The organism is Gordonia sputi NBRC 100414 (assembly GCF_000248055.1).
In the GTDB taxonomy this organism is placed as follows: Bacteria; Actinomycetota; Actinomycetes; order Mycobacteriales; family Mycobacteriaceae; genus Gordonia; species Gordonia sputi.
In genome coordinates this window covers 20,361-42,025 of record NZ_BAFC01000022.1, presented here as the reverse complement: position 1 = coordinate 42,025, position 21,665 = coordinate 20,361, and the positions used below count along the sequence as shown (strand labels likewise).

The following is a 21,665-nucleotide window of genomic DNA, read 5'->3' as shown; positions in this document are numbered from 1 at the left end:
GAGCGTGATCAGAGCAGCGTGGTGCCTGCGGTCGGACGCTCGGAGGCGATAGCCGAATAGGCCGCGACAAGCAGGCCGGGATCGGGGCCCTCGAGCCTGCCCGGCTTGGCCAGTCCGTCGAGTACGACGAACCGCAGAACGCCCGAACGGTTCTTCTTGTCGCCCGACATCCCCTCCAACAGATCGGGGAACGCGTCGGCGTCGTATGTGGTCGGCAAGCCGACCAGTTCGAGGATGCTCCGATGCCGGTCCGCCGTCTCGTCGTCGAGTCGTCCTGCGAGCCGCGCCAATTCGGCCGCATAGACCAATCCGACGGCCACGGCGGCACCGTGGCGCCACCGGTAGCGTTCACGACGCTCAATCGCATGCCCCATCGTGTGTCCGTAGTTCAAGATCTCGCGCAGTGACGATTCCTTGAGGTCGGCGGAGACGACGTCGGCCTTGACCTGGACCGAACGTCGGATCAGCTCCGGCAGCACCGGACCGGTCGGGTCGGTGGCGGCGGCGGGATCGGCTTCGATGATGTCGAGGATGGTGGGATCGGCGATGAATCCGGTCTTGATGACCTCGGCCAGACCCGCGATGATCTCGTTGCGCGGCACCGTCTCCAACGTGGCGATGTCGATGAGCACGGCGTCGGGTTCGTGGAACGAGCCGACGAGATTCTTGCCGGCGTCGGTGTTGATGCCGGTCTTGCCGCCGACAGCGGCGTCGACCATGGCGAGCAGCGTCGTCGGTATGTGGATGACACCGATCCCGCGCATCCAGGTGGCCGCGACGAAGCCGGCGAGGTCGGTTGCAGCTCCCCCGCCGAGCGCGATGACCTTGTCGTTGCGCTTGAGACCGATACGCCCGAAGACATCCCAGCAGAACGCGGCAACCGACAGGTCCTTACCGGCCTCCGCATCGGGAATCTCCACGCGATGCGCATCGAATCCCTTGTCCGCCAAGAACTCTCGCACCTGCTCTGCCGTCTGCGCGAGAGTCGGCTGGTACAGCACGGCGATCCTGTCGGCGCCGACCGCTGCCTGCGCCACCTCGTCGAGCAGCCCGCGCCCGATGACGACGTCGTAGGGCGACGCCCCGTCGACCCGGATGGAGATCGGCTCGGTCATGAGGTTCTCCCTGCTGTGAGTTCGTCGGCCAACGCCAGAATGATCAGATCGGCGACGGCGTCGGGATCGCCATGCGCGTCGACTTCGACGCGCGCGACCGCCGAATAGGTTTCTTCGCGTTCGGCGAGCAACGAGCGGTAGCGCTCTGCCGGATCGTCGGAGGCCAGTAGCGGGCGATCGGACTCGCGCACCCGGGCGAATCCCGACTCCGCACTGACGCGCAGGTAGAAGACACGATGCGCATCGAGAGCCATACGCACGTCCGCCGTGGTGACAGCGCCACCGCCGAGCGCGACGATCCCGCTGTGCGTTGCGAGCACGTCGGCGACGACCTCCGCTTCGAGTTCCCTGAACTTCTCGGGACCATCGGCGACGAAGATGTCGGGGATGGACCGTCCGGTTCGTCGCACGATCTCGTGATCGGTATCGATGAAGTCGACGCCGAGCCTGTCGGCGAGCAACCTACCGACGGTCGACTTGCCCGCACCCATGAACCCGACGAGCACAGCGGCGGGTCTACTCGTCGATGTCACGCCCGCTGCCGCAGGTGTGTTCACGATCGCGCTCCGCGCTGCGCGACACGCTTGAGGTATCCGGCCAGATTGTCGGAGGTCTCGGTCGCCGAATCGCCACCGAACTTCTCCAGGGCAGCCTGTGCGACGACGAGCGCCACCATCGACTCGGCGACGACGCCCGCAGCGGGCACGGCAACGACGTCGGAACGCTGATGGATGGCCTGCGCCTGCTCACCGGTCGCCATGTCGATCGTCGAGAGTGCGCGCGGCACCGTCGAGATCGGCTTCATGGCGACACGGACACGGATGTCCTCACCGTTCGTCATGCCGCCCTCGAGGCCGCCCGCGCGGTTGGTCGACCGCAGTACGCCGTCGGATCCGGGAACCATCTCGTCGTGCGCGGCGCTGCCACGACGACGTGCGGTCTCGAAGCCGTCGCCGACCTCGACACCCTTGATCGCCTGGATACCCATGAGCGCGCCCGCCAGGCGCGAATCGAGGCGGGTCTCTCCGCTGACATGCGAACCGAGCCCGACCGGGACGCCGGTCGCGACGATCTCGACGACGCCGCCGAGCGTGTCGCCTTCCTTCTTCGCGGTCTCGATCTCGGCGATCATCGATTCCTCGGCAGCCTTGTCGAACGCACGCACCGGGCTCTCGTCGATCGCGGCGAGGTCGGAGATCGTCGGCGGCGGACCGACATACGGAGTGCTGCCACCGATCGAGATCACGTGCGAGATCACCTCGATCCCGAACACCTGACGCAGGAAGTTGCGCGCGACGGTACCTGCCGCGACGCGCGCGGCAGTCTCGCGGGCGCTCGCGCGTTCGAGCACCGGCCGAGCGTCGTCGAATCCGTACTTGAGCATGCCGGAGTAGTCGGCATGCCCCGGCCGGGGTCGGGTCAGTGCGGCGTTACGCGCGCTGCCCTCGAGCTCAGCGGGGTCGACGGGATCGGCCGCCATCACGGTCTCCCACTTGGGCCACTCGCTGTTGGCGATCTCGATCGCGACGGGCCCACCGAGGGTCAGCCCGTGCCGCACGCCCCCGAGCACGCTCACCTTGTCGGCCTCGAACTTCATGCGCGCACCACGCCCGTAGCCGAGCCTGCGGCGTGCGAGTTGTTCGGCGATGTCGGTCGAGGTGATCTCCACCCCGGCGACCATGCCTTCGACAATGGCAACAAGGGCCGGGCCATGAGACTCTCCGGCAGTTATCCAGCGCAACACAAGGATCAATTGTTCCATGTGACGGCGGCGACACCCCAACCACGTCGTGCCACCCCGCGTCTTCTCCTCACGAGCCGGCCACGAGCAGCGCCACACCCGAGGCGATCATCGGCGGCCCATGTGGCCAGCGCTGCCGCCCTCGTCGCATCAGCAACCCGATCACCTGAGCGACGAGCACCATCAGCAACGCCGACGCCGGGTCGGCGAGCATGCCTCCGAGCGCGAACGCCAACTTCACGTCGCCACCACCGCAGAGACCGGTGAGCCACCCCACGAGGTACGGGCCCGCGGCAGCGACAGCGGCAAGCGCGATGCACGGTCGCACACACGACGAGACCCCGACTGCGACGCAACCGGGCCACAGCAGAACGGTCGGCAACCGCGAGGTGCGACGGTCGATGTCGGCGAGCGCGGCCAGCCACAGCGCGACCAGGCAGCCAACGGGTTCCATGCACGACAGTCTCGACGACGCGGCGCGATCCGACTCCCCGCCGCCGACATGCGCGGCGCACCTGTGGATCGGGCCGTGTCTGGGGATGGAACAGGGTGTGTGGAGGGATCAGTCGAGCGCGGCGGCCATCGCCTCACGCGGTGCGACACGTCCCGTGAACTGCTCCACCTGGCTGTACGCCTGGTTCAGCAACATCACCAAACCCCCGACAACGCGCCCTCCGCCGGCCGACACGGCGTCGGCAAGCGGCGTCGGCCACGGGTTGTAGATCACGTCGACGAGCGCGCGCGTCTGCGTGAGCGAGTCGATGATCGGCTCGACCGCCGCCGCGGGGACCGTCGATACGACGACGCCTGCGTCGGCGCTCGCCTCGAGGAGTTCTCGCGACGGACGGAACGGAAGGAAGCGCACGTCGAGATCGAGTCGCCGCGCGAGCTCGACCACGTCGGACGCGCGTCCCTCGTCGCGCGCGACCACCGTCAGTTCAGCGAATCCGGCTTCCGCGATCGCGGCCACGCTCGGCAGCGCGGTTCCACCCGCCCCCACGAGGACGGCGTGCGGACGCTCGGCCACCGCAACGTCGACCTCCCGCAGGGCACCGATCATGCCGTCGATGTCGGTACAGTCGGCGCGCCAGCCGTTCTCGGTGCGCACCAGGGTGTTTGCCGAACCCACGAGGACTGCCCGCTCGGTGCGTTCGTCTGCGACCTCGAGTGCGACACGCTTGCCGGGCATGGTGACCGACAGGCCCACCCATTCGGGCGAGAGCGCGCCCACCAGTTCGGGAAGCCGACGCTCGTCGCACTCGATCCGCTCGTAGGTCCAGTCATCCAATCCCAGGGCACGGTAGGCCGCGAGATGCAGGTCGGGTGAGCGCGAATGCGAGACCGGCGAGCCGAGGACCGCGGCACGGCGGCCCACCGTGCCACCGACGGGAGCGTGCCGTGGCGGAGGTGTCAGATCCATCGACTCAACTACACCCCGTGGTCAGGAGCTTGTTGTCGCACGCCTTCTCGCGGTTGCGTTTGTGTTCGTCGAAGGTGTCGGCGAACAGCGTCGTACCCTCGCGGTCGACGGTGACGAAGTACAGCCAGTTGCCGCTCTCCGGATGTTCGGTCGCCTCCAGCGCACGCTCGCCGACCGCGCCGATCGGCGTAGCCGGGAGCCCCTTCATCTGATAGGTGTTCCACGCGTTGTCGGACTTGTACGCCTCACCGTCGAGGTCGATGTTGGTCACCGTCGCGGTGTAGTTGGCGGTCGAGTCCATCTCGAGGCGCTGGTCCTTGTCGAGACGGTTGAGGATCACCCGCGCGACCTTGGCGTAGTCGTCCGGCTTGGTGACCTCGCGTTCGACTACAGAGGCCGACACCAAGGTCTGATACGGCGTCAGACCCGAGTCGTTGGAACCCTCTGAACTCAAACCCCACTGCGCGAAACGCTGCCCGCTCTGCGAGATCAACTGCTGCAGGATCTGCGTCGCCGACATATGCGGGTCGATCGTCTCCCAGGTACCCGGAGCTATCAGTCCCTCGATCCGCCGGTGATCACCATTGAGCTTCTCGACGTCGGCGACCGCCCAATCGGGCACTCCGAGTTGCTGCGCGGGGGTGCCTGCCGCCGCCTTCTGCAGGTCGTCGACCGACACCCCGATCTTCTGTCCGTTGACGGTGACGGATGTGGCATCGGAGATCTTCTGGAAGATTCCCGGCGTCGTCTTGCCGTCGACACCCTTCTTCGTGTCGAGCTGCAGGCCCTCCGGAACCACGACCCGACCGACCCGGTGCGTCGTCCCGTCGGTGAGCATCTGCACGGCTGTCGATGCGGGAATCTCGGTGCGCAACTTGTAGTAACCGCCCGAAATGGCTTGTCCGTCAGCGGCATTGATGAATGCGCGCTGACTGCCGACGACGTTGTCGTCTGTGAGGATGCGTCCGAAATCCTTCAACGTGGAGTTCTGCGGAATGTCGACGATCACGTCGCCGGTACCCGCGGCGTTGGTGTAGTCCTTGCGCGAGTCCAGCATGCCCGCCGCACGCAACCCGTAGTAGCCGACACCGACAACCGCGATCAGCATGATCGCGATGACGGCCGCGAGCACAGTTCGTCGCTTGCGTCGTCTGCGTCGCGATTCGGGTGTATGAGTGCGAACTCTCCCCCTGCGCGTCGGCGAGATCGGTTGGTCGTGGTCGATGGAGTCGTACGACTCGTCGGGCTCGATCGACTCGAGTGCGACAGGGGCTTCCTGGTAGTCGTGGGCTTCCTGGTAGTCGTGGGCCCCCTGGTAGTCGTGGGCTTCGTAGGCCTCCGGTGCGACTGTCGCGCGCGACGTCACCGGGGCGTCGGCCTGTGCCGTCTCAACCGGCGCCGGATCGACCGGGGTTGTATCGAGTTGATGGTCGACGGGCGGCGTCGGCGAGATGCGTTGCGGGCGGGCACGACGCGGTGTGGCCATGTGGAAGGTATCCACCGACTCGCCGTCTGCGGACGGTTCCGGTCGGCGAACGGGCCGATCGGTCGGCTGGGGCCGGGTAGCGCGAGCCTCTGGCCCACTCTGGGCCGGGCGCGCGACACGACCCTGCGGAACGTCTCGCGCCGGCTGGGGCGACTGCGCGCCGTCGGTGCGCGGGCGTTGGGGCCTGGGAGTGTCGGTGCGGACTACCGGTATCTGCCCCGTAGTCCCGGTGCGTCGACGCCGATGCCGGTTGTGCGGCTTGCCGTCGGCCGGTTGTGTGAAGTACCGGAGTCGCTCGAGATCGAGTCCTTCGGTAGGATGATCAGAGAGTTCACGATGACGATTCCGATGCCGTTCGTCGGTCACCGAACGTCCCCTCCCTCATATCTGACGACTCGCATGGCGAGATGGTCCGTGGACAGCGTTGAACCACTCATCGTCGCGAATCCAGCCACCCCTGAAGAATAGCGACCGCAGCCGCCTGATCAATCACCCCGCGCGACGCCTTCACGCTGCGTCCACTGGCGTGCAGCGCCTGCTGCGCAGCTACGGTGGTGAGTCGCTCGTCAGAAAACACTACTGAAATCCCCTCAAGTCCTTCGGCGAGTCGGGCCCCGAAGGCGCGTGCCTTCTCGGCTGCCGGACCGTCCGTGTTGCGCAGCGTCTTGGGCAACCCGACGATCACCTCGACGGCGTCGTACTCCTCGACCAGTGCACGTAGTCGCGCCACCGCGGCGTCGACGTCGGCTCCCGCGACCGTCTCGACGGGAGTCGCGAGGATGCCGTCGGGATCGCTCACGGCCACCCCGATCCGCACGCTCCCCACGTCGACGCCGAGACGACGCCCCCGAGTCAGACTCATCGGCCGACGATCTCCCGAATGCGGGTTCGCGCGGCGTCGATCCCCGCGGCGTCGGTGCCCGATCCCTGCGCGAGGTCGGGTTTGCCACCGCCGCGTCCACCCACGAGTGGCGCGATCTCCTTGACCAGGTCGCCCGCTTTGATGCCCGCCCCCCGCGCGGCGTCCGTGGTGGCGATGACGAACGGCACCTTGGTGTCGTCGCCCTCACCGGTCGTCGAGAACAACGCGATCACGGCCTGCCGGTCACCGACGCGGCCGCGCAGATCGGTCGCGATACCGCGAAGGTCGTTCGCCCCGACTCCCGGGACAACCCCGCCGACCACGAACGTCGAACCGACGGTGTCGGCGGAATCGAGCAGGTCGCCTGCCGCCGAGCGAGCAGCGTCGGCACGCACCTTCTCGAGCTGCTTCTCCGCATCACGCAGGCGTGTGACGAGCTGCTCGACGCGGCCGGGAACCTCGGCGGAGGGCACCTTGAGTGACGACGCCAGTCCCGCGAGCAACGCACGCTCCTTGGACAGGTAGCGGAACGAGTCCATTCCGACGTACGCCTCGACGCGACGCACGCCTGATCCGACGGAGGATTCGCCGATCAACGTGACCGGTCCGATCTGCGCCGACGACGCCACATGCGTTCCGCCGCAGAGCTCCATCGAGAAGGGTCCGCCGATCTCGACGACGCGTACGACGTCGCCGTAGTTCTCGCCGAAGAGCGCCATCGCGCCCATCGCCTTCGCCTCGCTCAGACCGGTCTCGAACGTGTGCACCGGGTAGTTGGACTCGACGGCGGCGTTCGAGATCTCCTCGATCTGCTGCCGCTGATCCTCACTCAGCGCCGAGCCGGAGTGGAAGTCGAATCGCAGATAGCCGGGCCGGTTGAGCGATCCGGCCTGAGTCGCGCTGGGGCCGAGCACCTCGCGCAGCGCGGCATGGACCATGTGCGTACCCGAATGTCCTTGTGTCGCACCGTGTCTCCACGACTGATCTACTGAAGCGATGACCTCGTCGCCGTCGTGGATCTCGCCTGCGTCGACGGTGGCCTTGTGCAGCCACACCGATTTGCCGACCTTCTGCACGTCGCTGACGGTGAGTCGGGTGCCATCGCTGGTGGTGATCGTGCCGACGTCGGCCATCTGACCGCCCGACTCCGCGTAGAGCGGCGTGCGGTCGAGGATCACCGTGGTCTGCTCGCCGGGGCCTGCCGACCGCACGCGCGTGCCGTCGGTGATGAGACCGAGCACTCGTGCCTCGGACACCAACTCGTCGAAGCCGGTGAACTCGGTGGGGCCACGGTCGAGGAACTCGCGGTACACCGCGGCGTCGGTGTGTCCGGTCTTGCGGGCCACCGCGTCGTCCTTGGCGCGCTGCTTCTGCTCCGCCATCAGTTCGGTGAATCCCTGCTGATCGACGTCGAGGCCTGCCTCCGCGGCCATCTCGAGCGTGAGATCGATCGGGAAACCGTACGTGTCGTGCAGGGTGAACGCGTCGTTGCCGCTGATCGTCTTCTTGTGCGCCGCCTTGGTGGCCTGCGCGGCGTCGGCGAACAGCTTGGACCCGGCCTCGAGCGTCTTGGCGAACGACGTCTCCTCGCCGACCGCGACGGTGACGATGTGGGCGCGCTGCTCGGCGAGTTCGGGGTACGACGGCGACATGACGTCGATCACCGTGTTCACGATGATCTCCATGGTCGGCTTGGCATCGCCGAGCAACCGCATGGAGCGGACCACGCGGCGCAGGAGTCGCCGCAGCACGTAGCCGCGTCCGTCGTTACCTGGGAGCACGCCGTCGCCGATGAGCATCACCGCGGTGCGGGCGTGGTCGGCGATGACGCGGAATCTCACGTCGTCGTCGTGATTGCCCGCGCCGTAGCCCCGACCGGTCAACTCCGACGCCAGGTCGATGAGCGGCTTGAGCAAGTCGGTCTCGTAGACGTTGTCGACATTCTGCAGCAGGCAGGCCACGCGCTCGACGCCCATACCGGTGTCGATGTTCTTCTTCGGCAGCGGGCCGAGGATCTCGTAACCTTCCTTGGCTCCACCGGGGCCTCGCTCGTTCTGCATGAACACGAGATTCCAGATCTCGATGTAGCGATCCTCGTCGGCTTCGGGTCCGCCTTCGACGCCGTAGGCGGGGCCACGGTCGTAGAAGATCTCCGAACACGGACCGCACGGGCCGGGCACGCCCATCGACCAGTAGTTGTCCTTCATCCCGCGCCGCTGGATGCGCTCTGCGGGAACACCGATCTCGTCGCGCCAGATCGCGAACGCCTCGTCGTCGTCGAGGTAGACCGTCGGCCACAGCTTCTGCGGGTCGATGCCGTATCCGCCGTCGTCCACCGACGAGGTGAGCAGATCCCACGCGAAGCGGATGGCCTCACGCTTGAAGTAGTCGCCGAACGAGAAGTTGCCCGCCATCTGGAAGAAGGTGTTGTGGCGGGTGGTGATGCCGACCTCTTCGATGTCGAGTGTGCGGACACACTTCTGCACGCTGGTGGCACGGTCGAACGGCGGGGTCTGTTCACCGAGGAAGTAGGGCTTGAACGGCACCATGCCGGCGTTGACGAACAGCAGGTTGGGGTCGTCGAGGATCAGCGAGGCGCTGGGCACCTCGGTGTGTCCGGCCTTGATGAAGTGATCCAGGAATCGCTGCCGGATCTCATGCGTCTGCACTGGGTTCTCGTCCTCGGTCGTCGTGGTGCGTCTGGAAGGTCTGCGTCGGACTGACTCGGGGCGTGCGCGAATCCGACGATCTGCGACATACCAGCCTACCGCCGCGCCAGCGCGACTCCTTACTGGCGTCGTCACCAGCACGAGAAGGCCGTGCGTGGCGGCGTCGCGTGACCGCGTTGGTGGCTGTCACCGACAGGGACAGGCACGCGACGGCCGATCGCGCGACCATGGACCGGTGACCAACGGATACACGGCCGCCGAGCAACTCGCCGACTTTCTGCGCAGCCGCCGAGCAGCACTGGTACCCGCCGACCTCGGCGTCGTCACCACGGGGCTTCGTCGGGTGCCCGGGCTGCGTCGAGAAGAACTCGCAGAACTCGCAGGCGTCGCTGACCTACTACACCCGTCTGGAACAGGGCGCGGCGTCGAATCCGTCGACACAGGTCATCGACGCGTTGGCACGCGCGTTGCGGCTCGACGAGGTCGAACGTGCACATCTTTATCACCTTGCGGGCTCGGCGACTCCCCCGCCGGTCCGAGCGCGGCTGCGTCCCGGTCTCGCGACGCTGCTCGACGCGATGCCCGACGTCGACGCGATCGCACTGTCGCCCGTCCAGGACATCGTCGGGTGGAATCGCCTGGGACACGCGGTGCTGGCGAGCCACCTCGACCCTGCCGCCCCGACGTCGGAGACACCACCGAACAAGGTGTCGATGTTGTTCACCGACCCGGCCACGCGTGCGCTGCACCGTGACTGGGAGTTCGAGGCAAGGCTGGCAGTCGCCTCGTTGCGATACGTCACGGCACCCCTGGTCACGACGACCTCGCGCACCCACGACATCGACCTTCTCGTCGCAGACCTCGCTTCCCGCAGCGCCGACTTCGCCCGGATCTGGGCGCAGCACCCCGTCGAATCCTGTTCGAGCGGCACCAAGCGCTTCCGGCATCGGATCGTCGGCGATCTCGACCTCACCTACGAAATGCTCCATCTCCCCGAAGAGGACGGGCATCGGTTGATGCTCATGCACGCCACACCCGGTTCGTCACACGACGACGCGCTCCGTCTGCTCGCGAGCACGACTCTTTCCGGCTGAACCCCCGCCACCTGTTCACCCTTTCCACGCCGGTCACCGACCGCTGCGTCATCTCGTCGTGAAGGACACACCATGAATGAGACGACAACTCCCGCAACAGATTCCACGATGAACCAGGCGACTGCCCGGACGCACGCCCGAGCGGGTCTGACCGCGCTGGCCGTCGGCGGATTCGGGATCGGCCTGACCGAGTTCATCATCTCCGGACTGCTTTCCGACGTCGCGGAGTCGCTGCGCGTATCGGTACCCACCGCGGGTGCGCTGATCTGGGGATATGCGCTCGCCGTCGCTGTCGGAGCTTTCACCGTCACCGCACTCCTCAGCAGGCGACCACCCAGGCGCGCGCTGGTGGTGCTGCTGTGCCTGTTCATCGTCGGCAACGTGCTCACTGCCCTCGCACCCACATTCGACGTGGCGCTGCTGGGCCGCGTGATCACCGCGATGTGCCACGGCGGCTACTTCGGCATCGGCGCCGTGCTGGCTGCCGACCTCGTGGCGCCGCACCGCAGGGCCGGCGCGATCGCGGTGATGTTCACCGGCCTGACTGCGGCGAACGTGATCGGAGTTCCCTTCGGAACCGTTGTGGGCCAACACTTCGGCTGGCGGGCGGCGTTCTGGATGGTCAGCGTCGTCGGCGTTGTCGCGCTGGTCGGGATCGTTGCACTGGTCCCGTCACGACCCGCGCCGACGTCGAGCGGCGGATCGGCCTACCGTGTCCTGCTCCGACCGCAGGTGCTGATCTCGATCGTCCTGACAATGGTGCTCTTCGGCGGAGTGTTCGGCGCGTTCATCTACGTCGAGCCCCTCGTCACGCACGTCACGGGCTACCCCGAGTCCGCGGTGGCCTGGCTGCTGATCATCTTCGGGCTCGGATTGTGCGTCGGCTACGTCGCGGGCGGCTGGGCAGCCGACCGCAACCTCACACTCACACTGCGCACTCTGCCCGTGCTGCTGACCCTCACCCTCGTCGCCTACGCACTGCTCGCACACGTGCCGGTCGCCGTCGCGATCCTGCTTTTCGTCATGGGCCTCGTCGGGTTCGCGACCAGCCCGCCGCTGCAACTGCGGGTGATGCACTTCGCGGGCGACACCCCGACCATGGCGTCGGCAGCCAACATCGCCGCGTTCAACGTGGGCAACGCGATCGGCACGTTTCTCGGCGGACTGACGATCGGCGCAGGGCTCGGTTGGGTGTCGCCGGTGTGGGTGGGTGTCGGAATGGCCGCGGCAGCAACGGCTCTGGCGTTCTCGACACGCCACCGCTGAGCGGCGTCACGACTTCTTCGGCCGGCGCGTCGCCCGGCGCACGATCGATCGCAGTTTGGCCACCCGCGGCCCGATCTCGCGCTCGAAACCGTGATCGGTGGGCACGTAGTAGTCGACGCCGACGAGCTCGTCGGGTGGATACTGTTGCGGCACAACACCGTCGGGATCGTCGTGGGGGTACTGATATCCGACGCCGCTGCCCAACTTCTTGGCGCCGCTGTAGTGCGCATCGCGCAGTCCGGGCGGCACAGCGCCGGCCTTGCCTGCTTCGACGTCGGCGAGCGCAGCGCCGATAGCGCTGACGACACCTGCGGATTTCGGGGCGGTCGCGAGGTGGATTGTCGCCTGCGTGAGCGCCAGCTTGGCCTCCGGCATCCCCACGAGAGCCACCACCTGCGCCGCGGCGACGGCGGTCTGCAACGCCATCGGATCGGCCATCCCGATGTCTTCGCTCGCGTGGATCATCAGTCGCCGGGCGATGAAGCGGGGATCCTCGCCCGCGGCGATCATCCGGGCGAGGTAGTGCACCGCGGCGTCGACGTCGGAGCCGCGGATCGACTTGATGAACGCGCTGGTCACGTCGTAGTGCTGATCGCCGTCGCGGTCGTATCGGACGGCCGCGCGGTCGATGGCCGCCTCGACGTCGGCCACGCCGATCTCGGGGATCTCGCGGCGCTCGCCGGCCCCCTCACCACTGCCGTCGTTGTCGGTTGTCGGCTCGCGCAGTGCGGCGTCGGCGCTGGCCTCGAGTGCGGTCAGTGCTCGGCGCGCGTCGCCGCCCGCGACCGCCACGAGGTGGTCGTACGCGTCGTCGGTGACGGTGACGGCACCGCCGAGTCCTCGTTCGTCGGCGACGGCGCGGCGCAGCACCGTGCGAATGTCGTCGTCGGTGAGCGAACGCAACTGCAGCACAAGCGATCTCGACAACAGTGGGGACACGACGGAGAACGACGGATTCTCGGTGGTCGCGGCGACGAGGAGGACGATCCGGTTCTCGACGGCGTCGAGCAACGCATCCTGCTGGGTCTTGGAGAACCTGTGGACCTCATCGATGAACAAGACGGTCTGCTCACCGGCCGCCAGTCGACGCCGCGCGACCTCGATGACCGCGCGCACCTCCTTCACGCCCGCGGACAGCGCCGAGAGCGCTTCGAATCGTCCGCCTGCCGCGCTCGAGATGAGCGAGGCCATCGTCGTTTTCCCGGTACCCGGTGGCCCGTAGAGCATTACCGACGCCGCGCCCGATCCGCTGATCAGACGACGCAGTGGTGACCCCTCGCCGAGGAGGTGTTGCTGGCCGACGATGTCGTCGAGAGTCTGCGGACGCATCCGCACCGCCAGCGGTGCGCTCGGTGACGGCGGCGATGTCAGCGATGTGGCGCCGCTCGTCGAACTCTGAGGCGGCGGGTCGAACAATCCCCCCACCGCGGTCAGTCCAGCCACGCACGCTGCAGCGCGAGGCCCACTTCGGTTGCGAACTCAGAGATCTCGGCGTTGCTCGTCGCCGCGGCGGCGAGATCGGACCAGCGCGCCACGAGGACACGGGGATCGTTGGTGTGCAGCGCCCAGTCGTGGGCGTAGTGCGTCATCGGAACGGTGTCGGTCGACGAATCGGGCAGCATCCACACCGTCGACAACCACACCCACAGCAGCCGCGCCGTGAGCAACTGCCGTGCCATGTAGCGATCGCGCTCGAGTGCGGGCCAGATCGGCACCACTTCCGAGCGCCAGGCGTCGACCATCGACACCTCGAGGTCGAGGCGGTGAGCGACGCCTGCCGGCCCGAGTTGCGGGGCAAAGGTGACCAATCCGTAGGCGATGTCGAGTGTGGCGTCGCGGAATCCGCCCCACTCGTAATCCATGAACTGCACGCCGTCGTCGTTGAGAAGGATGTTCTCGGGGCCGACGTCGGAGGGGCTGAATGCGCGGTGGTCGCCCTCGTCGAAGAGCGCGCACGCCGACGTCAGTGCCTCGGCGACTGCGTCTGGAAGCGTCAGCCCGAGGTCGGCGACGCGTGCCGATGCAGCGGACACGGCACGGATGGCTTCGTCGCGGAGGATGTCCCTGCCCGCGGTGCCTGCAGCACCGTGGCGTACGAGGGCGTCGAAGTCGCCTTCTCCGCCGACCGTTGCCGCATGCATCCGACCGAGCGCCTGGCCCCACGCGCTCACCGCACGGCTCATCTCGACCACGTCGGCGTCGGCGAGCAGCACTGTCAACGGATGCCCGCGGCCGAGGTCGGAGAGCACCATCAACCGGTTGTCGGGATCGGAGGCAATCAGTTGCGGACCGGGCCGCGACTCCGTCGGCAGCGCCGTCGCGTATTTGTACGACGCGATCTCGCGGTGAAAGGCCTGCGGGTCCTCGTGGCTCGGGAGCGCCTTGATGACCAGGGTGCGGTCCATCGACAGAGGGTTCTGCGCCACGCGTACCCTTACGACCGTGGTTCGGCCGCTTCCTCCGAGATCCTCGGGATCGGCGAGAACCACCGGCGACCCCGCTCGGCGGGACAACATTGTTTCTGCGGCACGCACCACGCTGGTGACGCGGCTTTCTGTGATGACCGTCATGGCACCAACCAACCTACTCGTCGGCGCCGACACGCGTCACCGGATTATGCGACTGAACACGGGAGCACCCTGCACGGCACGGCCTCGACCTGCAGTTTTCGTTCACCTGATCCTTTTGTGTCGCAAAAGACAACAATTCGGTTCGCCGACGGCTTTTCGACCGACACTGTCCCGAATCAGGTCGGGTTCGAATGCGGCCCGCAGCGCTCACGTCCTCGCCTCCGACTTGTCTGACAAGGGACTGACGTCGACGGAGACCTCGATCTCGCTCTTGGACGCATCGGTGTAGATCACGCCACGCAGCGGCGGGACGTCGTCGTAATCACGACCCCACGCCACGGTGACGTGACGTTCGTCGACGAGCTTGTTGTTCGTCGGATCGAAGGCCAGCCACCGATCACCGGGCAGCCAAACCGCGGCCCACGCATGGCTGGCATCGGCGCCGAAGATGCGCTCGGTGCCCGGCGGCGGGTCGGTCGCGAGGTAGCCGGACTCGTAGCGCGCCGCGAGTCCCACCGACCGCAGACAGGCGATGGCCACCCGGGCGAAGTCCTGACACACGCCCATCCGACGTTCGAGCACCGTGTCGACGCGCGTGCTGATCGCCGTCGATCCGGAACGGTAGGTGAAGTCGGAGAAGATGCGCGCCGTCAGGTCGATGATCGCGTCGACGAGCGGACGGCCGGGGGTGAACACCGCCGCGGCGTAGTCGCGCACGGCAGGCGTGATCTCCGGTGGGTCGAGGTCGAGTACGAACTCGTCGACCAGAACCGCCCCGGTGGCAGCTGGGCGGGCGTCCTCCCAGGGTGCGCGAGCGGCGACGCTGTGTACGAGTCCCTGGTCGATGGGGTCAACCTCGACGATCGACGTCGTGGTCACCTCCAGTACGCGGTGAGCGGTACGGACGTGGAAGTAGGCGTCGATGTTGCCGTAGACGTCGACGCCGACGGACCGGTCAGCGGGCTCGGGCGAGATCACCGTCTCGGTGTCGTGGACACGCTGGTACGGCAGGTCGCGCGGCGTCAGATAGCACCTGCCATACGACGACGACACCTCGTCGTCGTAGGTGTAGCAGGTGCGGTGGAAGACTCGGTACTTGCGCGTTGCCGGCGCATCGGCGGGTGTCGTCACAGCTGACCTCCCCAGATCGGTTGCGCGGTGCGCGGCGGAGCGAATCGCGTCCGGTTCAGCAGGTCGGACAGCGCGCGTGCACGGTCGCGCAGTGTGCTCGTCAATTCGACGAGCTCAGCGCGCTGACCGTTTCCGTCGACGCTGCTGAGATCGGCCGGGCCGCAGCGACGCAGTTCGGCCGTCATCTCCTCGACCGCTCGCTCGGCGGCGGCAGAGCGCAGCGCCTCGGGCAGCGATGCCAGGTCGTCGTGCATCTTGGTGAGTTGGTAGATCATCGCGCGCGGGTTGGTCTCGTCGAACATCAACAGCTCGGCGACGGCCTCTGCACGGTAGAGACCGCGGTTGCGTCTGCGGTAGATGACCGACGACTCGGTGGCGCTGAGGTACGACTCCAGGAGTGCCTGTTCCATGTCGAGCGGATGCTCGTACTCGAACAGCTTCCGGGTGAGGTCGGCGAGCGTGATCACCCGCTCGATACGCCTGCCGAGATCCATGAGCAGCCAGGCGGCGTCGTGGACCATCGATTCGGCTTGCAGACCGGACAGTGCGAGAGCGCCGTGCAGGATGTGCTCGTGCGTGCGGGCGAGATCGGGTCCGAGGTCGAGTGCTGCGTCGCCGAACACCCCGGTGCCCGCACCGACGTCATCGCGGGCGCGTTCGATCTGGCGCGTCATCGACTCGAGCGCGCGCTCCATCGGGGTCAACACCATCCACGTACTCGTCGACATCTGGTCGCGGACGGCCCTGGCTGTGGCGACGAGGCGTTCGGTCGAGTGTGCGATGGTGCCCTGGGTGTGGCGATTGACGGTCAGTTCGGCGATCTTCACGATCGCGGTATTGACCTGCTCTATCGACGAGAGTGATGAATCGTCGTCGAGCAACGTCTCCCCCGTGCCGAGCAGGCCGGTGGTCCCGGTCACCTCGGCGACCGCATGCAAGAACAGCGGCACCGCAGCGGTTCCCGACATCCACGGCCGGTACTGGAAGTCCTGGTAGCGCTCGCGGGCGACCTTCGCCAGCCGTGTGACCGACTCGGTGCGCTCGCCGTACCGGCCGAACCAGAACATGTCGGCGAGTACGCGCGGACTCGCGGCGGCTGCGATGTCGGAATAGCCGGTCGACGCCGGGCGCGTGATGATGGCGACCTCGTCGTCGGGTTCGCCTCGCAACTCCGTACGCCGCGAAACATGTCCTCCCACATCGGGATTGGTCACCCAGATGTCCTTGGCGGCAACAGATGCCAGTGACGCGCCGACGACGCCGTCGGCGAGGACCGACCCGAGACCGCCCGGCATCACCGCGTAGGTGGGTCCCTGCGCGACCGAGAACGCGCGCACGGAGACGGGTGCGGCACGCAGCGTGCCGCGTCCCTGCGCGGGCAACGCCGCGTCGGTCAGGCTCGGCGCCACCGAGTATGCCTCGACCTCGCGGCCCACCCACTGCCAGGCGTCGAAGTCGATCCGCGAACGCAATACTTCCCTGGTCGCGGAATTCGTTGCGGGACCGACGAATTCCTCGCCGGTACGGAAGTTCGTGAGGACGAGTGAGTCGAGCGACGACAGGATCTTCGATTTCGCCGACTCCTCGCCTGCCCAATATGTCGGCACCGATTCGAGAGCGAGTTCCTCGTCGATGAGCATCGGCGCGACCTTGGCCAGGACGGTGTTCAACGCCGGATTCTCCAGCACGCCACTGCCGAGCGTGTTGACGACGGTGATGTTTCCACGGGAGATGGCCTCGACGAGTCCCGCGACGCCCAGACGGGAGTGGGTGCGCAGGTCGAGCGGGTCGCAGTAGGAGGCGTCGACGCGGCGCAGCAGCACATCGACACGTTTGTACTTGCCGAGCGACCGCATGTAGACCGCGCCGTCACGCACCGTCAGATCGGCGCCCTCGACCAGCGGGAAACCCAGCACGGACGCCAGATACGCCTGGTCGAAGAAGGTCTCTGACATGCTGCCGGGGCTGAACACCGCAACGGTCGGGTCGTCGACCCCCGGCGGGGCGTAGTCGGTCAGCGCCAGTCGCAGCGTGCCGGCGAACGTCGCCATCGGGCGTGGTGCACAGCGCTGGAACAGTTGCGGGAACGTACGGGAGATCAGTCGGCGGTCGGCGATGGCGAACCCGACGCCCGACGGCGCCTGCGTCCGATCGGCGTAGACGGCGAAGGTGCCGTCGGACAGGCGTCCGAGGTCGAGTGCGTGCAGGAACAGCGCGTGCGGCCCCGCAACCTCGAGCCGGGCGGCTTTGCGCACGTAGCCGGGATGCCCGAAGACCATCTCCGGAGGTATCAGCCCTGCGTTGATGGTCTTCTGGTCGCGGTAGATGTCGCGCAGGATGAGATCGAGCAGCATCGACCGCTGGGTGATCGCCTTCTCCAGCTCGGCCCACTCGACACCGTCGAGGATCAGCGGGACAGCGTCGAGCAGCCAGGGTCGCGGAATGGTCGAGGTGCCGTCGACCTGGTTGTAGACGACGCCCTCATCTGATACCGCCGAGGCAAGCCGCGCCGCCGACGCCCGCAGTCGGTCGTCGCCACGCAGCGCGTAGCCCGCGACGAGTTCGTCCCATGCGGGACGGATCGCGCCCGCGGAATCGAGCACTTCGTCGTAATGGTTGCGTGCGGCAGCCGGTGCGGAACCGCCCGAATTGAGCTGTCCGAGATCGAACAGCGTGTAACCGTCGGATCGGTACCTGTCGAACACCGCGGGGACACCGCCGCCCGCTGAAACAGTCACCGAAGAACTGTACGTGCCCGACGCAGATCGAGGATCGCCGGGACCCCACTGTCGGTGGCCATGCGGGCGACCCGCTCCCGGAGCAGTCCGACGTCGACGGAGCCGCTGGTGTGCCCGGCCGCCTCGAACCGACCGTTCCTGCGCGACTCCGCCTCGACGGCATTGACCGGTGGGCGGTCGTAGGCCCGTCCGCCCGGATGCACGATGTGGTAGGTCGCGCCGCCGACGGATCGGCCCGCGAGGGTGTCGACGAGGTCGAAGGTCAACGGGGTGTCGATGCTGATGGTCGGGTGCAGCGCGCTAGGCGGCTGCCATGCCCGGAACCGGATGCCTGCCACGCGCTCACCCGGCCTGCCGGTGCCCGTCAGCGGGATCGGATATCCGTTGCAGGTCAACACGAACCGGTCGTCTTCGGCACCCTGCACACGCACCTGCACCCGCTCGATCGACGAGTCGACGTAGCGCGCGGTTCCGGTACCCGTCGACTCCTCGCCGAGCGTGTTCCACGGTTCGATTGCCCCGCGCAGTTCGACCTCGTACTCGCGGATCGCGACGGTCCCCAGGCGCGGGAACCGGAACTCCGTGAACGGGTCGAGCCAGGCGGTGTCGAACGGATAACCCGCCTCGCGCAGTTCCTCGGCGACCTGCGCGATGTCGGCGATGACGTACTGCGGCAGCAGGTACTTGCCGTGCAGGTCGGCGCCGTGGTGGATGAGCCTGCTGCGGTAGGGTTTCTCCCAGAACCACGAGACCAGGGAGCGGACGAGGAGCGACTGCACCATCGCCATCCGCTGATGCGGCGGCATCTCGAAACCGCGGAGTTCGAGCAGCCCGAGCCTGCCGCGCGCGGAATCGGGGCTGTAGAGCTTGTCGATGCAGAACTCGGCCCGGTGGGTATTGCCGGTGATGTCGGTGAGCAGGTGCCGCAGCGCCCGGTCGGTGACCCACGGATTCGGTGGTGCCCCGTCGCCGTTCTCGCCGGCACCGCGCGCCGGTTCGCCCTTCACCGCGAGCCTGTCGATCTCGGCGAACGCGATCTCCATCTCGTAGAGCGCGGAATCGCGGCCCTCGTCGGCGCGGGGCGCCTGCGACGTCGTTCCGATGAACTTGCCGCTGAACAGGTACGACAGCGACGGATGGCGCTGCCAGTAGGTCAACATCGACACCAGCAGATCCGGTCGACGCAACAGTGGTGAATCCGCGGGCGTCGATCCGCCGAGGGTGATGTGGTTGCCGCCGCCGGTTCCTCCGTGGCTGCCGTCGAGATCGAACGTCTCCGTACCCAGCCTGGCGCGGCGTGCGTGCTCGTAGAGCGAGTCGAGCAACTCTGTCTGCTCGGCGAAACTGCTCGTCGGCTGAACGTTGACCTCGATGACGCCGGGGTCCGGTGTGACGGTCAACGTGGTGAGGCGGGCGTCCGCGGGTGGGCCGTAGCCCTCGATGACCACCGGGGTGTCGATTTCCGCGGCCGCGTTCTCGATCATCTCGACGATCGCGAGATACTCCTCGAGCTCTGCGGTCGGCGGTAGGAACACGTACAGGGTGTCGCCACGCTTCTCCGCGACCAGTGCGGTGCGCGGCACGAAGGCGGTTGGGTCGACGTCGGTAACGGTGCGGCCCAACGAATCTGCGACGTCGTCGGGCAACGGATCGGCGCGGACCGACGGGTCGGCTTCGTACAGGACCGGTGCGGGGCCCCACGACAATGAGTTCAGCGGAAGACGCAGGCCCGCGGGAGAGGTGCCCGGCGTCAGCACCAGACGCCCACGTCGCGTCGTCCACCGCGCGCTCTGCCACGCCGTCTCGTCCTCGGAACGGCTCAGCGGCAGGACGAACGCCGTCGGATCGGTGATCGATGCGTCGAGCGACGCGAGCAGTTCACGCCGCGCCTTCGTCGAATCGTCGGCGGGCTCGATGTCGGCGTCGGCGTCGGCGACCTCGGCGGCGGCAGCTGCCCATGCCGCGGCGCGCGCGGCGGGCAGCGTCGGGTCGGCCCCGGGATCGCCGGGCGGGAGTGCCGACAACTCGCGCATCCGCACCAGCGGGTCCTCGAACGCGGGCATCACCTGCGTGGCGGGCAGGCCCAACGCGGATGCGAACGCCGACAACAACTTTTCGGCGGCGGGATCGCCTCCAGAGCCCGGTTTCGGTCCCGACGCCTCGAGCGCCATCGCCCCGGCGGCCTGCGCGCGCGTCTGCCACGGGTCGGCCAGGAGGTCGCGTCGACGCCAGATCGGCTGGCCGTCGGCTCGCCACATGATGGCGATCTGCCAGCGTGGCAGCGGCTCTCCCGGGTACCACTTGCCCTGACTGCGCTGCACGAGGCCGGTCGGTGCGTAGTCGTCGGCGAGGCGCGCGGCGAGCTTCGACGCCAACTCACGCTTGTGCGGGCCGTCGGCGTCGGTCGTCCATTCCGGATCACTCTGGTTGTCCAGCGAGACGAACGTCGGCTCACCACCCATCGTGAGTCGGACGTCGTTGTCTGCCATCTTCTTGTCGACCGCGGCACCGAGTTCGACGACCCGCTCCCACTGCGACTCCGTATAGGGCAGGGTGACCCGCGGATCCTCGTGGAAGCGGGTGACCGTGTTGGAGAAGTCGAGGGTCGCGTGGCACGGACCGGTTGCGCCGCTGATCGGCGCAGCACCGCCGGGGGTCGGCGTCGCGGCGAGCGGGATGTGGCCCTCCCCCGCGAACAGACCCGACGTCGGGTCCATGCCCACCCAACCAGCGCCCGGCAGATAGACCTCTGTCCATGCGTGTAGATCGGTGAAATCGGCGCTTGGTCCCGACGGACCGTCGAGCGACTTGATGTCGGACGTGAGCTGCACCAGGTAGCCGGAGACAAAGCGCGCCGCCAATCCCAGCTCGCGCAGGAGCGCCACCAGGAGCCACGCGGAGTCGCGGCACGAGCCGATGGCGCTGGCGAGTGTGTACTCCGGCGTCTGCACGCCTTGCTCGAGTCGGACGGTGTACCCGACGGCGTCGCGGACGGCCTGATTGAGCGCGACGAGGAAGTCGATGATGCGTGTCGGCGATGTCGGCTTGTGCTCGGCCGCGAACTCCGCGATGGCGGGATGCACCGGCGCCCCGGCGAACTCCCCCTCGGTGACCCCAACCGGTCGGAGATATATCTCGAGGTCTTCGCGCAGTTCGTCGGGGTAGTCGAAGCCGTAGTCCTCGGCCCAGTCCTCGATGAAGAAATCGAAGGGATTGATCGCCGTGAGGTCGGCGACAAGACTCACCGTGATCGACAGAGTCGTCGAGGGTTCCGGAAACACAAGGCGCGCTTGGTAATTGCTGAACGCGTCCTGCTGCCAGTTCAAGAAGTGTCCCGCGGGTTCCACCGCAAGCGAATACGCCTCGATCGGAGTACGCGAGTGCGGCGCAGGACGCAGCCGCACCACGTGCGGGTAGATCTTGACAGGCCGATCGAACGCGTACGCAGTGCGGTGTTCGAGCGCCACCTTGATTGTCACCGGTCATCCTCCCGGAGGTCGTCGAGCAGATACGTCCCCATGGGTAGAAATCTCAGCACAGATAGCGCCCGTGCGCCCGACGTGCGGTCCCCCT

Annotated in this window: 15 protein-coding genes and 1 pseudogene; 3 read left to right on the top strand and 13 right to left on the bottom strand. The window is 67.4% G+C overall.

Going from position 1 to position 21,665, the window contains the following annotated elements; all coding sequences use genetic code 11:
• Nucleotides 1-8: 8 nt before the first annotated feature.
• The 8 genes from aroB to alaS form a co-directional block, all read right to left on the bottom strand.
• Nucleotides 9-1,115, bottom strand: a complete 1,107-nt coding sequence (gene aroB, locus GOSPT_RS02600) for a 3-dehydroquinate synthase (RefSeq protein ID WP_005202666.1) — start codon at nucleotides 1,113-1,115, stop codon at nucleotides 9-11.
• Nucleotides 1,112-1,675, bottom strand: coding sequence for a shikimate kinase (locus tag GOSPT_RS02595; protein WP_373278526.1), 564 nt, complete (start codon nucleotides 1,673-1,675; stop codon nucleotides 1,112-1,114). Before GOSPT_RS02595 ends, aroB begins: the two co-directional genes overlap by 4 nt.
• Nucleotides 1,669-2,877: a chorismate synthase gene (aroC, locus tag GOSPT_RS02590; RefSeq protein WP_005202664.1), complete on the bottom strand. Its 1,209-nt coding sequence runs from the start codon at nucleotides 2,875-2,877 to the stop codon at nucleotides 1,669-1,671. The genes GOSPT_RS02595 and aroC overlap by 7 nt, the downstream gene beginning before the upstream one ends.
• A 49-nt stretch (nucleotides 2,878-2,926) precedes the next feature.
• Nucleotides 2,927-3,310: a prepilin peptidase gene (locus tag GOSPT_RS02585; protein WP_005202663.1), complete on the bottom strand. Its 384-nt coding sequence runs from the start codon at nucleotides 3,308-3,310 to the stop codon at nucleotides 2,927-2,929.
• Nucleotides 3,311-3,418: 108 nt separating this feature from the next.
• Nucleotides 3,419-4,276 (bottom strand): shikimate dehydrogenase, encoded by an 858-nt coding sequence (locus GOSPT_RS02580; protein ID WP_005202657.1) that lies wholly within the window; start codon nucleotides 4,274-4,276, stop codon nucleotides 3,419-3,421.
• A gap of 4 nt (nucleotides 4,277-4,280) precedes the next feature.
• Nucleotides 4,281-5,762 carry an endolytic transglycosylase MltG gene (gene mltG, locus GOSPT_RS02575; protein WP_005202655.1) on the bottom strand — a complete coding sequence of 494 codons (1,482 nt, stop codon included), beginning with the start codon at nucleotides 5,760-5,762 and terminating at the stop codon, nucleotides 4,281-4,283.
• A gap of 433 nt (nucleotides 5,763-6,195) precedes the next feature.
• Nucleotides 6,196-6,624: a Holliday junction resolvase RuvX gene (gene ruvX, locus GOSPT_RS02570; protein WP_005202653.1), complete on the bottom strand. Its 429-nt coding sequence runs from the start codon at nucleotides 6,622-6,624 to the stop codon at nucleotides 6,196-6,198.
• Nucleotides 6,621-9,293 carry an alanine--tRNA ligase gene (gene alaS, locus GOSPT_RS02565; protein WP_005202652.1) on the bottom strand — a complete coding sequence of 891 codons (2,673 nt, stop codon included), beginning with the start codon at nucleotides 9,291-9,293 and terminating at the stop codon, nucleotides 6,621-6,623. The genes ruvX and alaS overlap by 4 nt, the downstream gene beginning before the upstream one ends.
• Nucleotides 9,294-9,682: 389 nt before the next feature.
• On the opposite strand from alaS, the pseudogene GOSPT_RS24645 reads away from it, so the two are divergent.
• The 3 genes and pseudogenes from GOSPT_RS24645 to GOSPT_RS02555 all read left to right on the top strand — a co-directional run.
• Nucleotides 9,683-9,739 (top strand): annotated as a pseudogene (locus tag GOSPT_RS24645) (hypothetical protein); the annotation flags it as partial.
• A 9-nt stretch (nucleotides 9,740-9,748) separates the two neighbouring features.
• Entirely contained in the window at nucleotides 9,749-10,387 is a 639-nt protein-coding gene (locus GOSPT_RS02560; protein WP_005202651.1) for an MmyB family transcriptional regulator, read from the top strand.
• 72 nt (nucleotides 10,388-10,459) lie between these two features.
• Nucleotides 10,460-11,653 (top strand): MFS transporter, encoded by a 1,194-nt coding sequence (locus GOSPT_RS02555; protein WP_005202650.1) that lies wholly within the window; start codon nucleotides 10,460-10,462, stop codon nucleotides 11,651-11,653.
• 6 nt (nucleotides 11,654-11,659) lie between these two features.
• On the opposite strand, the gene GOSPT_RS02550 is transcribed toward GOSPT_RS02555, so the two are convergent.
• The 5 genes from GOSPT_RS02550 to GOSPT_RS02530 form a co-directional block, all read right to left on the bottom strand.
• Nucleotides 11,660-13,078: a replication-associated recombination protein A gene (locus tag GOSPT_RS02550; protein WP_039854540.1), complete on the bottom strand. Its 1,419-nt coding sequence runs from the start codon at nucleotides 13,076-13,078 to the stop codon at nucleotides 11,660-11,662.
• A 5-nt stretch (nucleotides 13,079-13,083) separates the two neighbouring features.
• Complete coding sequence (locus GOSPT_RS02545) at nucleotides 13,084-14,223, bottom strand: protein kinase family protein (RefSeq protein ID WP_005202643.1); 1,140 nt, start codon at nucleotides 14,221-14,223, stop codon at nucleotides 13,084-13,086.
• A gap of 207 nt (nucleotides 14,224-14,430) precedes the next feature.
• Nucleotides 14,431-15,354: a transglutaminase family protein gene (locus GOSPT_RS02540; RefSeq protein ID WP_005202642.1), complete on the bottom strand. Its 924-nt coding sequence runs from the start codon at nucleotides 15,352-15,354 to the stop codon at nucleotides 14,431-14,433.
• Entirely contained in the window at nucleotides 15,351-18,092 is a 2,742-nt protein-coding gene (locus tag GOSPT_RS02535) for a circularly permuted type 2 ATP-grasp protein (protein WP_039854477.1), read from the bottom strand. The genes GOSPT_RS02540 and GOSPT_RS02535 overlap by 4 nt, the downstream gene beginning before the upstream one ends.
• Nucleotides 18,089-21,571: a transglutaminase family protein gene (locus GOSPT_RS02530; protein ID WP_005202639.1), complete on the bottom strand. Its 3,483-nt coding sequence runs from the start codon at nucleotides 21,569-21,571 to the stop codon at nucleotides 18,089-18,091. The genes GOSPT_RS02535 and GOSPT_RS02530 overlap by 4 nt, the downstream gene beginning before the upstream one ends.
• Between the last annotated feature and the right edge of the window lie 94 nt (nucleotides 21,572-21,665).